A 12,694-nucleotide genomic window follows, 5' to 3' on the forward strand; every position below is an offset into this window, starting at 1 on the left:
CAGCGCGGATCGCATGCCCGGCGGGGACTTGGCCGTGTGGCGGATCGGTGCAGGCGGGCAATAAAGGGCACGGATTAGGGGCGGTGTCTGATGGTTAAAAATACGAACCTTTCTCCGCCGCAGGCACGCCGGCGTGGATACGAATTGCGCTCCGCGTTGGCGACGGCAACCGTCCTGGCAACACTGTTCGTGGCTGCGGAGGCTCGCGCGCAGACCGGCCCGTTCCTTTACGTGCCCAATTTCGGCGACGGCACCGTCTCGGTCGTCGATACATTCAGCAACACCGTCTCGGGGGCGCCGGTGACGGTCGGCACGGCGCCGACGACTGTGGCCGTGCGAGGTGACGAGTCCATTGCCTATGTTGCCAACGATGGCAGCAATACAGTCTCAGTCATCAACACCGCCACCAATGCGGTCGTCGCGACGGTTGCCGTCGGACTCAGACCGGGCGCGCTCGCGGTCAGCGCCAATGGCGCCAACGTCTATGTTTCCAACTTCGATAGCGGGACTGTTTCGGTCATCAACACTGCCACCAACACGGTGGTCGCAACTGTCAATGTCGGGGGGAGCCCGTACGGCGTCGCGTTGAGCCCCAATGGCACCTTTGCCTATGTGGCGAACAACGGGAACAACAGCGTTTCCGTCATCAACACCGCCACCAACACGGTCATCGCCACGATTCCGGTCGGCATACGGCCGATCGACATCGCGGTCAGTCCGAACGGTGCAACCGCCTACGTCACCAATCAGTTCGGCAACTCTGTTTCCGTCATCAGCACCGCGACCAATGCGGTGGTCGCGACTATTCCGGTGAGTGCTCTTCCCTATGGGGTTGCGGTCAGTCCGAACGGCCAGCAGATCTACGTGACCTACGGCGGCGTTGCCGGCTCGGTCGCCGTGATCAACGCCGCCACAAACACCGTCGTTACGACGATCGCCGTCGGCTCGGGCGCCGGCGGTGTCTCTTTCAGCCCCGATGGGGCGCGCGCCTATATCGAGAACTCCGGCGCCGGCACAGTTTCCATCATCAATACCGCAACCGATACCGTCATCCAGACGCTCGCCGTCGGAAATACCCCATTGCTTTCGGGGATTTGCTCAAACGGCAACGCATTGCTGGCGAGCGGGTTGACCTTCAAGGCCAACACCTCAGGCGCGCTGGCCTGCACCCAGGCATCCGGCCCGACCGGCGCAAACGGACCCGTCTTCAGCGGCGGCACTTTGCAATTCGCGGGCGCCAACATCGTAAGCGCGCTGCCGATTACGCTCCTGGCCGCCGGCGGCATCTTCGACACCGCCGGCAACAATGCGACCCTGTCAGGGGGAATCAGCGGCGTCGGTGGGTTGACGAAGATCGGCTTGGGCACGCTGACCTTGTCCGGTTCCGGCACCTATTCGGGAGCCACAGCGGTGAAAGCCGGCGTGCTGCAGGCTGGCGCCGGTAATGCCTTTTCGGCCAACAGCGCCTATACGATTTCCAGCGGCGCGGTGCTCGATCTCAACAGCTTCAACCAGACTATCGGTTCGCTCGCCGGCACCGGCGCCGTCACGCTCGGCTCCGCAACGCTCACGACCGGCGTCGACAACACCAGCACAACCTTTGCCGGCGCGATCTCCGGTCCCGGCGGGCTTGCCAAGGTCGGCACCGGCGTATTTGTCCTGACCGGCACCAACGCCTACACCGGCGCAACCACCGTCAATGCTGGCACGCTGGAGGTGGATGGCTCGATCGCCAGCTCGTCGTCCGTCACCGTGAATTCCGGTGGCACCCTGAGCGGCACCGGCATCGTCGATCCGACGACCACCACGATCATGAGCGGCGGCACGCTGGCACCGGGTAACGCGGCGAACCCCACGGGCACGCTGACCATCACCGGCAATCTCGCCTTTCAGTCCGGCGCGATCTATCTGGTGCAGGTCACGCCCGCCGCTTCGGCATCGACCAACGTCAGCGGGACGGCGACGCTCGGCGGCGCCACCGTGAATGCGGTGTTCGCCAACGGCAGCTACATCTCCAGGCAGTACACAATCCTGACCGCGGCTGGCGGTGTGTCCGGCACCTTCGCGCCGAACATCGTCAATGCGAACCTGCCGCGGAACTTCAATGACACGCTGAGCTATGACGCGACCCACGCCTATCTCAATCTCGCGCTGAACTTTCCGTCTCCCAATTTCGGCGGTGGCCTCTCCATCAACCAGCAGAACGTCGCCAACACGCTGGTCAACTACTTCAACACGACCGGCGGCATTCCGACGGTGTTCGGCACACTCTCACCGTCGGGTCTGACACAGGCCTCCGGCGAACTGGCGACCGGCTCGCAGCAGACGACGTTCGATGCCATGAACCTGTTTATGGGGCTGCTGACCGACCCCTTCATGAACCGTACCGGCGGATCGGGATCGATGCCCGGCGTGACCGGTTATGCGAGCGAGGGTGATACGAGCGCCTATGCCGCAACGAGGAAGACCGACGCGTTCGCGATGTTCACCAAGGCGCCGCCGGTGCCGTTCGTGCCGCGCTGGAGCGTTTGGGCCGCAGGCTTCGGCGGTTCGCAATCGACCAGCGGCAACACCATTATCGGGTCGAACAACACCACCAGCAGTGTTTACGGCACTGCGGTCGGCGCCGATTATCTGTTCTCGCCGAACACGATTGCGGGATTTGCGATCGCGGGCGGCGGCACCAACTTCTCCGTCGTCAACAGCGGCAGCGGCCGGTCCGATCTGTTCCAGGCCGGCGTCTATGTTCGCCACACCGAGGGGCCGGCCTATGTTTCCGCCGCGCTCGCTTATGGATGGCAGGACATCACCACCGACCGCACCGTGACGGCCGCCGGCACCGACCAACTCCGTGCCGAGTTCAATGCGAATGCCTATTCCGGCAGGCTTGAGGGCGGCTATCGGTTTGTGGCGCCGTGGACCGGCGGCGTCGGCATCACGCCCTATGCGGCGGGCCAGTTCACGAGTTTCGACCTGCCGGCCTATGCCGAGCGGGTGACCTCGGGCCTGTCGACCTTTGCGCTGACCTACGGCAGCAAGAGCGTGACCGACACGCGCAGCGAACTCGGCCTGCGCACCGACAAGTCGTTCGCGGTGCAGGACGGCATGTTGACGTTACGCACCCGCTTCGCCTGGGCCCACGATTATAACCCCGACCGCTTGGTCGCCGCGACCTTCCAGGCGCTGCCCGGCACCAGCTTTGTCGTCAACGGCGCGGCGCAGGCCAGCGACTCAGCGCTGACCACGGCATCGGTCGAGATGAAATGGCGCAACGGCTGGTCAGTGGCGGGGACATTCGAAGGCGAGTTCTCCAACGTCACCTCGAGCTACGCCGGCAAAGGCGTGGTGCGGTATCAGTGGTGAAATCGTTTCCGCTTCGGACAGTCTGACATCACGCGTGTGATTACCTGAGGCGTAATCGCGCAAGCGATCTCCCTTTGCGATGGTCGGTGCATCGGCGGCGATGGCGCCGGTCGATCGGCACGGGAGATACGTGATGGTGAGCCAACCGCTTTATGCGACCGCTGGGGACGGCACGAAACTGTTCGTGCAGGATTGGGGTTCGGGCCGGCCGGTGTTGTTCCTGGCGGCCTGGACGTTCAATTCAGGTGTATGGGGCAGCCAGATCGTTGCGCTGAATGCGAAAGGTTATCGCTGCGTCGCGCCGGATCGGCGCGGCCATGGCCGCTCCGATCTGCCGATGACGGGATACGATCTCGACACGCTGACCGATGACGTCGCTGCCGTGATCGAGCAGCACGATTTGCGCGAGCTCACCATCGTCGCGCATTCGATGGGATCGATCGAAGCGGTGAACTATCTGGCGCGTCACGGCGCCGACCGTATCGCGCGGCTGGTGCTGGTGGCGCCGACCACGCCGTATCTCGTCCAGACCGAGGACAATCCGGACGCGGTGCCGCGAGCGATGGTCGAGGCGCAGAATGCCGCGATCGCGCAGGACTTCCCAAAATGGATGGGCGAGAACGAGGCGCCGTTCTTCATGCCTGATACATCAGAGGCCACGCGGGCCTGGATCAGGGAGATGATGCTGAGCGTGCCGCTGCCGGTGGCGCTGGCCTGTCGCAAGACCATTTCCTTTGCCGATCTGCGTGCCGCGGCGAAGAGCATCGATCGTCCGACGCTGATCGTACATGGTGACAAGGATGCCAGCGCGCCGTTGGAGCTGACGGCTGCGAAGACCGCAAAGCTGATCAAGGGAAGCAAGCTCGTCGTTTATGAAGGCGCGCCACACGCATTGCCGCTGACGCACAGCGCGCGCTTGATGGCCGACCTGCTGGCCTTCATCGATAGCTAGCTGGCGCGCGCGATATCCGCACGGATCGAGCGCGCCGCCCAGACGAACAGCAGCGCGCCGAGCGTCGTCGTTACCGCTGCCGACAGCAGCGAGTAGCGCACCGCGTCGACGCCGTAGCTGCCCTTCAGGGCATCGTTGATCATACCGACGGCAAGCGGACCGACGCCCTGGCCGAAGCAGGTCGCGGTGAGCAGCACGAGCGCCGAGGCCAGCGCGCGCATGCTGGGCTTTGCGACGGTCTGCGCGATCGCGAAGATCGGGCCGAGATGGAAGCCGACCATGAACGAGGTCAGCGCCAGGGTGGCGACCATCAGCGTGAAGCTTTGCGTCAGCATGCACAGCGCAAACACCGGGCCGGCGAGGCCGGACATGATTGCCGGCGCCCACAGCTTCCAGCGGTCGTCGCGCTGGCCGATCTGCGCCACCACGAGACCGCCGATCAAGGTGCCCGCCATGCCGGCGAGACCCTTGAAGGTGCCGGCATAGCTGCCGATCTCGGAGCTGCTGAGATGATGGATGCGCGCCAGGAACGGCGGGATCCATACCGCGGTGGCGTAGTTGGTGTAGGTCGTGAGACAGAAGCCGATCAGCACGATGACGAAGCTTGGCTGCGAAGCGAGGAAACCCAAGGTCGGCCCGATCGGCTCGGCCTTGAAGGTCTCCGCCATCGCACCGCGCCTTGGCTCGGAGATCGTCAGCCACAGCACCGCGGCGAGCGCGATGCCGGGCAGGCCCGCGGTGAAGAAGGCCATCCGCCAGCCATAGTGCTGGTTGATGTAGCCGCCGATGAAATAGCCGAGGAAGACGCCGAGATAGGTGCCGATCGCGTAGATGCCGAGCGCGCGCGGACGCTCGTTCTTGTCGAACAGATCGGCGATCATCGACTGCGAGGCCGGCGTGCCTGCGGACTCTCCGATGCCGACGCCGACCCGGGCCAGCGCCAGCGTCGTGACGCTGGAGGCCATGCCGCAGAGATAGGTCATCGCGCTCCAGAAGGCGAAGGCGAGGGCGACGATATTGCGGCGGTTGAGGCGATCGGCCATCCGCGCGATGGGAATGCCGAGCAGCGAATAGAACAGCACGAAGCCGAACCCGGCCAGCAGGCCCATCGTGGTGTCGCTGAGCGCGAACTCTTTCTTGATTGGCTCGATCAGCACATTGAAGATCGTGCGGTCGAGGAAGTTGAGGGCGTAGATGATGGTGAGCAGCGCAAGGACGTAGTAGCGGCGCGCCGAGGGCGCGGCCGCGGCTTGCGTTGGTGCAGCCGCCCGCGGTGCGACATCGACCATGACTTCCTCCCCCGTTTGTCTTTTTGTTTTTCTTGTTTGCTTGCGCGCGGGCCTCAGGCCTCGCGGATGTAGTTCCCCGCTTCGAACTCGACCGGCCCAGAATCGGCGTGGAACGACACCCCGATCGGGTCGCGACCGGCGGCGATGGCCTCGAGCTGATCGGAAAGCATCCGGCGGATCATCAGGATGCCACGGTCGCTCTGGCCGAAATGCTCTTCGGAATGAACAGTCACCGGCCCCTGGCCGACCTGGGCCTCGTAGTCGCCGGGGAATTGCTGATGCTCCCGCTCGGTCATGTCCCACCAGAACTTGCCGTTGAACTTCGAGCGCATGCGGCCGATGTCGCCTGAATTCTTGACCCGGCCGGCGACGTAGATCCGGAACGAGGTGTCGTCGATCGGCAAGGTCCAGCCGATCGATTCGACGCGGGCGAATTGCGCGACCCGCGGATTGGGCACGACGCGGAGCGTGGGGAGGGCGGCCTCGGTGACGCGATAGAACACCTTGCCGTCGTCCTGCCTGCGGATCGAGCGCACCGCGACGCCGCGCGGCGACATCTCGAACTTCACCTCGGGCATCGAGGCCATCATGTTGGTGAATTGCGGTCCCGAGAACGAGCCGTGCAGCACCGGCACGTGATAGGGGTCGGCGACGTTCTCGAAATGCTGCAGCCAGTTGCAGGGGATCACGGCCGGGCCGCCGCCGCCGATCGAGGAATCGTCGGCCTCGACGAACTCGCCGTCGTCCATATTCTCCAGGCATTCGTAGCGCGGCAGTACCGGCTTCCTCTCGGCCGGGCCCATGTACGAGAAGATCAGGCCGTAGCGCTCCTGCACCGGATACCAGGGCTGGCGCACCTTGTCCTTGAACAGGCCGCCGTCGGGCTCGCAGGGCTGTTCGAGGCAGTGGCCCTCGGTGTCGAACTTCCAGCCGTGGTAGCAGCAGCGGATGCCGTCTTCCTCGACCTTGCCGTAATAGAGTGTAGTGCCGCGATGGCAGCAGCGCGCATGCAGCAGGCCGACCCGGCCATGCTTGTCGCGGAACAGGATCAGGTCTTCGCCGAGCGCGCGGACTTTTCTGGGGATATCGGTGGCGTCACCGGCGAGGCCGATCGGATGCCAATAGCGCCGCAGCAGCTCGCCCATCGGCGTGCCGCGGACCACCGAGGTGAGCTCGGTCCGGGTGCTGGACGGCTTCATCGCATAGGCCGTGCCAAGGTCGCGGTCCCGCTGGGTGATCGTCATGTCCGTCTCCTCCCGCCGCTGGACTGTTGCCTGCGGTCGCTGTGTCGTTGATGAAGTCAACGATATATCGATGACATTGTCAACGATCTCGTCTAGCTTGGCAGCGGCGGGCTTTGTTGGCAGAGGTTGGCGATGATCGAGAAGCTCAGGACTGAGGGGGCCTTGCCGCCGGAGGTGATCACCGACGCGGAGCTCGCGCCGGTCACTGCGATGATGTCGTCGCGGCTGATGGTGCTGGCGAACCTGCTGAGGCGCGGCGCGATGCTGCGCTACAAGCGCCTGACCGGCCTGTCCTCGGTCGAGTTCGGCCTGGTGGTCTCGCTCGGGCGGCGGCCGCCGATGAGCGTGGTGCGGCTGGCCGAGGCCGTCGGCATGGACAAGGGACAGATCAGCCGGGCGCTCGCCGAACTCGTTTCGCGCAAGCTGGTGTCCAAGGCGGCCAACCCGCGCGACAACCGGGAGACCCTGATCTCCCTGACCAAGGCAGGCCTTGCCGCCCATGACGCCATTGTGGCCGGCGCGCAGGAGCGAAACCGGCACCTGCTGGAACGGCTTGATCCACAGGAACTTGAGTTGCTGCTTGGGCACATCGACCGGCTGACCGCCACGGCCGCCGAGATGCTCGCTGTCGAGCGGGAGCTGGGCTGATATGGCGACAGCGCAGGGCACAGCATGGCCGCCACAGCGTTGGCTATTGAGGCACGCGCATCCGCCCGATGAGGCCAAGAGCCGCGGGAAGGGACGGTAAAAGCGTCAAAATAGCTTGTCTTGCGCCCCCTGTTGCGCTGCGCTAAAGCCTCAAGAACAATTCCAATCAACGAATCTGCGGGACGTCCGAAACCGCAGCAAGAAGGCCTCGCCGATGACCGGCATCCTGCAGAATTACCTCCCACTTGTGGTCTTTATCGGAGTTGCCAGCCTGATCGGTCTGGCGCTCCTGATCGCTCCGTTCCTGGTCGCGTTCCAATCACCCGATCCGGAAAAGCTGTCCGCCTATGAATGCGGATTCAACGCTTTTGACGACGCCCGCATGAAGTTCGACGTCCGCTTCTATCTGGTGGCGATCCTCTTCATCATCTTCGACCTCGAAGTGGCGTTCCTGTTCCCCTGGGCGGTGGCGTTCGGAAAACTCGGCGCGACCGGCTTCTGGTCGATGATGGTCTTCCTGGCCGTGCTGACGGTCGGTTTCGCTTATGAATGGAAGAAAGGCGCGCTCGAATGGGATTGAGCCCCACCGCCGCAACCTCGCAGCCGGCGATCGCGCAGGCGCCGCGGGGTATTCTCGATCCGTCGACCGGCAAGCCGGTCGGCGCCAATGATCCGTTTTTCCTCGAGGTCAATCACGAGCTGTCCGACAAGGGCTTCTTCGTCGCGGCCGCCGATGATCTCATCACCTGGGCGCGCACCGGCTCCTTGATGTGGATGACCTTCGGTCTCGCCTGCTGCGCGGTCGAGATGATGCAGGTCTCGATGCCGCGCTACGACGTCGAGCGCTTCGGCTTTGCGCCGCGTGCTTCGCCGCGGCAGTCCGACGTGATGATCGTCGCGGGCACGCTGACCAACAAGATGGCGCCGGCGCTGCGCAAGGTCTACGACCAGATGCCGGAGCCGCGCTACGTCATCTCGATGGGCTCCTGCGCCAATGGCGGCGGCTACTACCACTACTCCTACTCGGTGGTGCGTGGCTGCGACCGCATCGTGCCGATCGACATCTACGTGCCGGGCTGCCCGCCCACGGCGGAGGCGCTGCTTTACGGCGTGCTGCTGCTGCAGAAGAAGATTCGCCGTATCGGCACTATCGAACGCTAAGGTTTCAGGCATGGACGACGGCAAGCTCGACGCCCTTGGGCAGACGATCGTGAGCGCGCTTCCGGGCGCCGCCACGGCGCACTCGGTCGCGTTCAATCAACTCACTATCGATGTCGAGATTGGCAGAATCGTGGACGTCGTCACTTTTCTGCGTGACGACGCCGGCTGCCGCTTCGTCAACTTCACCGATGCGACCGCGGTCGATTATCCCTCCCGCGAGAAGCGTTTCGACGTCGTCTACCACCTGCTGTCGCCGACGTTGAACACCCGCATCCGGCTGCGCGGCCAGGCCGACGAGACCACGCAGGTGCCATCGATCATTGGCGTCTTCCCGGGTGCCGACTGGTTCGAGCGCGAGACCTACGATCTCTATGGCGTGATCTTCACCGGCCATCCCGACATGCGGCGCCTGCTGACGGATTACGGCTTCGACGGCCATCCGCTGCGCAAGGATTTCCCGCTCACCGGTTTCGTCGAGGTTCGCTACGACGATCAGGAGAAGCGGGTGCTGTACGAGCCGGTCCGGCTCAACCAGGAATTCCGCAAGTTCGACTTCCTTTCGCCCTGGGAAGGCGCGGACTATCCGCTGCCCGGTGACGAGAAGGCCAAGGCGGAGCCGAAGCCATGAACGAGCAACCGCAAAATCTTCGCAACTTCACCATCAATTTCGGTCCGCAGCATCCGGCGGCGCACGGCGTGCTGCGCCTCGTGCTGGAGCTCGACGGCGAAGTCGTCGAGCGCGTCGATCCGCACATCGGCCTGCTTCATCGCGGCACCGAGAAGCTGATCGAGCACAAGACCTATCTGCAGGCGATTCCCTATTTCGATCGGCTCGACTATGTCGCGCCGATGAACCAGGAGCATGCGTTCTGCCTCGCGGCGGAGAAGCTGCTCGGGATCACCGTGCCGCGCCGCGGCCAGCTGATCCGGGTGCTGTATTGCGAGATCGGCCGCATCCTGTCGCATCTGCTCAACGTCACCACGCAGGCGATGGACGTCGGCGCGCTGACCCCGCCGCTGTGGGGTTTTGAAGAGCGCGAAAAGCTGATGGTGTTCTACGAGCGCGCCTCGGGCTCGCGCATGCACGCGGCATTCTTCCGCGTCGGCGGCGTGCACCAGGACCTGCCGCCGAAGCTGATCGACGACATCGACGCGTGGTGCGATCCGTTCCTCAAGGTGGTCGACGACCTCGACCGGCTGCTCACCGGCAACCGCATCTTCAAGCAGCGCAACGTCGATATCGGCGTGGTGCCGCTGAAGGAGGCCTGGGAGTGGGGCTTCTCCGGCGTGATGGTGCGTGGCTCGGGCGCGGCCTGGGATCTGCGCAAGTCGCAGCCCTATGAGTGCTACGCCGAAATGGATTTCGACATTCCGATCGGCAAGAACGGCGACTGCTACGACCGCTATCTGATCCGCATGGAAGAGATGCGCCAGTCAGTGCGCATCATGAAGCAGTGCGTGCAGAAGCTGAAGGCAGCCGACGGGCAGGGCCCGGTCGTCGTCGAGGACAACAAGATCGCGCCGCCGCGCCGTGGCGACATGAAGCGCTCGATGGAAGCGCTGATCCATCACTTCAAGCTCTACACCGAAGGCGTCCACGTGCCGGCCGGCGAGGTCTACGCCGCGGTCGAGGCGCCGAAGGGCGAGTTCGGCGTCTATCTCGTCGCCGACGGCAGCAACAAACCCTATAAGTGCAAGATCCGCGCGCCGGGCTTCGCCCATCTGCAGGCGATGGATCACATCTGCAAGGGCCATCTCTTGGCCGACGTTTCCGCCATCCTTGGCTCGCTGGACATCGTGTTCGGCGAGGTCGACCGGTGACGATGTTCGCATCCGAACCGCGCGCAATGAGAGTCTGATCGATGTCCGTCCGCCGCCTTGCCCCGAAGGAATTGCAGCCCGCGAGCTTCACGTTCACGGACGAAAATCTGGCCTGGGCCAAGAAGCAGATCGAGAAATATCCGCCCGGCCGCCAGGCTTCGGCCGCGATCGCGATCCTCTGGCGCGTGCAGGAGCAGCATGACGGCTGGGTGTCGGAAGCCGCGATCCGCGCCGTCGCCGACCTGCTCGAGATGCCGCATATCCGCATGCTCGAGATCGCGACCTTCTACACCATGTTCCAGCTCTCGCCGGTCGGCAAGAAGGCGCATGTGCAGGTGTGCGGCACCACGCCGTGCCGTCTGCGCGGAGCCGCCGACCTGATCGAGGTCTGCCAGCATCGCATCCATCACGATCCCTTCCAGCTGTCGAAGGACGGCAACTTCTCCTGGGAAGAGGTCGAATGCCTCGGCGCCTGCGTGAACGCGCCGATGGTGCTGATCTGGAAGGATACCTATGAGGACCTGACCAAGGAAAGCTTCGGCAAGGTGCTCGACGGCTTTGCCGCCGGCAATCCGCCGAAGCCGGGCCCGCAGATCGACCGTCAGTTCTCGGCGCCCGCAGGTGGGCCGACGACGCTGAAGGAGACCACCTGATGCGGGGCTCTCAGGTGCTGGCGAGCGGAACGAGGAGGGCGGCTGCGATGAAGGCTTGGCGCACGATCGCGCTGCATACCGCCGTCGCGGCCGGCTTCATGTTCCTGCTGCAACGTTACGGCCTGAGCGCCACGCTGGAATCCAGCCTGTTGTGGGCCATCGTGTTCGGCGGCTGCGCTGCCGGGCTCGCTTACTCCCAAGCCAATCGGTGATGTTCGGAAAGTTTTGAGCATGCTCGACGACAAGGACCGCATCTTCAAGAACCTCTACGGCCTCCATGACTGGGGCCTCGAGGGCGCGCGCCGCAGAGGCGCCTGGGATGGCACCAAGGGGATCATCGACAAGGGCCGCGACTGGATCATCAACGAGATGAAGGCGTCGGGTCTGCGCGGCCGTGGCGGCGCGGGCTTCCCGACCGGCATGAAGTGGTCCTTCATGCCCAAGGAATCCAAGGACGGTCGTCCGAGCTATCTCGTCGTCAACGCCGACGAGTCCGAGCCCGGGACCTGCAAGGACCGCGAGATCATGCGGCACGATCCGCATCTCCTGGTCGAGGGCTGTCTGCTCGCCAGCTTCGCGATGGGCGCGCATGCCTGCTACGTCTATATCCGCGGCGAGTTCATCCGCGAGCGCGAGCGCCTGCAGGCCGCGATCGACCAGGCCTATGAGGCCAAGCTGGTCGGCAAGGACAACATCAACGGCTGGCCGTTCGACATCTATGTCGCGCACGGCGCCGGCGCGTACATCTGCGGTGAGGAAACCGCGCTGCTCGAGAGCCTCGAGGGCAAGAAGGGCCAGCCGCGGCTGAAGCCGCCGTTCCCGGCCAATGTCGGCCTCTATGGCTGCCCGACCACCGTCAACAACGTCGAGTCGATCGCGGTCGCGCCCGACATCCTGCGCCGCGGCGCCGCCTGGTTCGCCGGCATCGGCCGTCCGAACAATGTCGGCACCAAGCTGTTCTGCATCTCCGGTCATGTCGAGCGGCCCTGCAACGTTGAAGAGGCGATGGGGATTCCGTTCCGCGAGCTGATCGAGAAGCATTGCGGCGGCATTCGCGGCGGCTGGGACAATCTGAAGGCCGTGATCCCCGGTGGCTCGTCGGTGCGCATGGTGCCGGCCGATCAGATCATCGATACGCCAATGGATTTCGACTCGCTGAGCAAGCTGCGCTCGGGCCTCGGCACCGCGGCCGTGATCGTCATGGACAAGTCGACCGATTTGATCCGTGCGATCGCGCGCATCTCCTATTTCTACAAGCATGAGAGCTGCGGCCAGTGCACGCCGTGCCGCGAGGGTACGGGCTGGATGTGGCGCGTGTTGACCCGCATGGCCGACGGCCGCGCCCACAAGCGCGAGATCGACATGCTGCTGGAGGTCACCAAGCAGGTCGAGGGTCACACGATCTGCGCGCTCGGCGACGCCGCGGCGTGGCCGATCCAGGGTCTGATTGCGCATTTCCGTCACGAGATTGAAGAGCGCATCGATCAGTATTCGCACAAGGCCGATCTCGACGATCAGGGCGTTCGTGATCCCGTCCACATGGTCGCGGCGGAGTAGAGAAGA

Annotated in this window: 12 protein-coding genes; 10 read left to right on the forward strand and 2 right to left on the reverse strand. The window is 64.4% G+C overall.

Annotation, left to right across the window (positions count from 1 at the left end):
* Positions 1-189: 189 nt before the first annotated feature.
* Together JQ616_RS08000 and JQ616_RS08005 are read left to right on the forward strand one after the other, a co-directional pair.
* Positions 190-3,363 carry an autotransporter domain-containing protein gene (locus JQ616_RS08000; protein ID WP_212013535.1) on the forward strand — a complete coding sequence of 1,058 codons (3,174 nt, stop codon included), beginning with the start codon at positions 190-192 and terminating at the stop codon, positions 3,361-3,363.
* Positions 3,364-3,496: 133 nt separating this feature from the next.
* Entirely contained in the window at positions 3,497-4,315 is an 819-nt protein-coding gene (locus JQ616_RS08005; protein ID WP_249136574.1) for an alpha/beta fold hydrolase, read from the forward strand.
* Here JQ616_RS08005 and JQ616_RS08010 read toward each other — a convergent pair.
* On the reverse strand, positions 4,312-5,604 hold the full coding sequence (locus JQ616_RS08010) for a spinster family MFS transporter (RefSeq protein WP_212013536.1): 1,293 nt from the start codon (positions 5,602-5,604) through the stop codon (positions 4,312-4,314). The two genes, JQ616_RS08005 and JQ616_RS08010, sit on opposite strands and share 4 nt — an antisense overlap.
* A gap of 53 nt (positions 5,605-5,657) precedes the next feature.
* Positions 5,658-6,848 (reverse strand): aromatic ring-hydroxylating dioxygenase subunit alpha, encoded by a 1,191-nt coding sequence (locus tag JQ616_RS08015; protein ID WP_212013537.1) that lies wholly within the window; start codon positions 6,846-6,848, stop codon positions 5,658-5,660.
* A gap of 132 nt (positions 6,849-6,980) precedes the next feature.
* Between JQ616_RS08015 and JQ616_RS08020 the strand changes: the two genes are divergently transcribed.
* The 8 genes from JQ616_RS08020 (at position 6,981) to nuoF (ending at position 12,688) form a co-directional block, all read left to right on the forward strand.
* Positions 6,981-7,496 (forward strand): MarR family winged helix-turn-helix transcriptional regulator, encoded by a 516-nt coding sequence (locus JQ616_RS08020; RefSeq protein WP_212013538.1) that lies wholly within the window; start codon positions 6,981-6,983, stop codon positions 7,494-7,496.
* A gap of 214 nt (positions 7,497-7,710) precedes the next feature.
* Positions 7,711-8,076: an NADH-quinone oxidoreductase subunit A gene (locus JQ616_RS08025; protein ID WP_018271860.1), complete on the forward strand. Its 366-nt coding sequence runs from the start codon at positions 7,711-7,713 to the stop codon at positions 8,074-8,076.
* Positions 8,067-8,657 (forward strand): NuoB/complex I 20 kDa subunit family protein, encoded by a 591-nt coding sequence (locus tag JQ616_RS08030; RefSeq protein ID WP_163153433.1) that lies wholly within the window; start codon positions 8,067-8,069, stop codon positions 8,655-8,657. Before JQ616_RS08025 ends, JQ616_RS08030 begins: the two co-directional genes overlap by 10 nt.
* Positions 8,658-8,667: 10 nt before the next feature.
* Complete coding sequence (locus tag JQ616_RS08035; protein WP_212013539.1) at positions 8,668-9,285, forward strand: NADH-quinone oxidoreductase subunit C; 618 nt, start codon at positions 8,668-8,670, stop codon at positions 9,283-9,285.
* Positions 9,282-10,478, forward strand: a complete 1,197-nt coding sequence (locus JQ616_RS08040) for an NADH-quinone oxidoreductase subunit D (protein WP_212013540.1) — start codon at positions 9,282-9,284, stop codon at positions 10,476-10,478. Before JQ616_RS08035 ends, JQ616_RS08040 begins: the two co-directional genes overlap by 4 nt.
* A 41-nt stretch (positions 10,479-10,519) precedes the next feature.
* Positions 10,520-11,131, forward strand: coding sequence for an NADH-quinone oxidoreductase subunit NuoE (nuoE, locus tag JQ616_RS08045; RefSeq protein WP_016847752.1), 612 nt, complete (start codon positions 10,520-10,522; stop codon positions 11,129-11,131).
* The gene (locus tag JQ616_RS08050; protein WP_212013542.1) at positions 11,131-11,343 is read left to right on the forward strand and encodes a hypothetical protein; all 213 of its coding nucleotides are present in this window, start codon (positions 11,131-11,133) and stop codon (positions 11,341-11,343) included. The genes nuoE and JQ616_RS08050 overlap by 1 nt, the downstream gene beginning before the upstream one ends.
* A gap of 19 nt (positions 11,344-11,362) precedes the next feature.
* Complete coding sequence (nuoF, locus tag JQ616_RS08055; protein WP_163153446.1) at positions 11,363-12,688, forward strand: NADH-quinone oxidoreductase subunit NuoF; 1,326 nt, start codon at positions 11,363-11,365, stop codon at positions 12,686-12,688.
* Positions 12,689-12,694: the final 6 nt, after the last annotated feature.

The organism is Bradyrhizobium tropiciagri (assembly GCF_018130545.1).
GTDB classification, from domain to species: domain Bacteria; phylum Pseudomonadota; class Alphaproteobacteria; order Rhizobiales; family Xanthobacteraceae; genus Bradyrhizobium; species Bradyrhizobium tropiciagri_A.

Bases quoted from the DNA above. Each gene is read 5' to 3' on its own strand.
- JQ616_RS08005 (WP_249136574.1), top strand. From the start codon at position 3,497: ATGGTGAGCCAACCGCTTTATGCGACCGCTGGGGACGGCACGAAACTG.
- JQ616_RS08010 (WP_212013536.1), bottom strand. From the start codon at position 5,604: ATGGTCGATGTCGCACCGCGGGCGGCTGCACCAACGCAAGCCGCGGCC.
- JQ616_RS08015 (WP_212013537.1), bottom strand. From the start codon at position 6,848: ATGACGATCACCCAGCGGGACCGCGACCTTGGCACGGCCTATGCGATG.
- JQ616_RS08020 (WP_212013538.1), top strand. From the start codon at position 6,981: ATGATCGAGAAGCTCAGGACTGAGGGGGCCTTGCCGCCGGAGGTGATC.
- JQ616_RS08025 (WP_018271860.1), top strand. From the start codon at position 7,711: ATGACCGGCATCCTGCAGAATTACCTCCCACTTGTGGTCTTTATCGGA.
- JQ616_RS08030 (WP_163153433.1), top strand. From the start codon at position 8,067: ATGGGATTGAGCCCCACCGCCGCAACCTCGCAGCCGGCGATCGCGCAG.
- JQ616_RS08035 (WP_212013539.1), top strand. From the start codon at position 8,668: ATGGACGACGGCAAGCTCGACGCCCTTGGGCAGACGATCGTGAGCGCG.
- JQ616_RS08040 (WP_212013540.1), top strand. From the start codon at position 9,282: ATGAACGAGCAACCGCAAAATCTTCGCAACTTCACCATCAATTTCGGT.
- nuoE (WP_016847752.1), top strand. From the start codon at position 10,520: ATGTCCGTCCGCCGCCTTGCCCCGAAGGAATTGCAGCCCGCGAGCTTC.
- JQ616_RS08050 (WP_212013542.1), top strand. From the start codon at position 11,131: ATGCGGGGCTCTCAGGTGCTGGCGAGCGGAACGAGGAGGGCGGCTGCG.
- nuoF (WP_163153446.1), top strand. From the start codon at position 11,363: ATGCTCGACGACAAGGACCGCATCTTCAAGAACCTCTACGGCCTCCAT.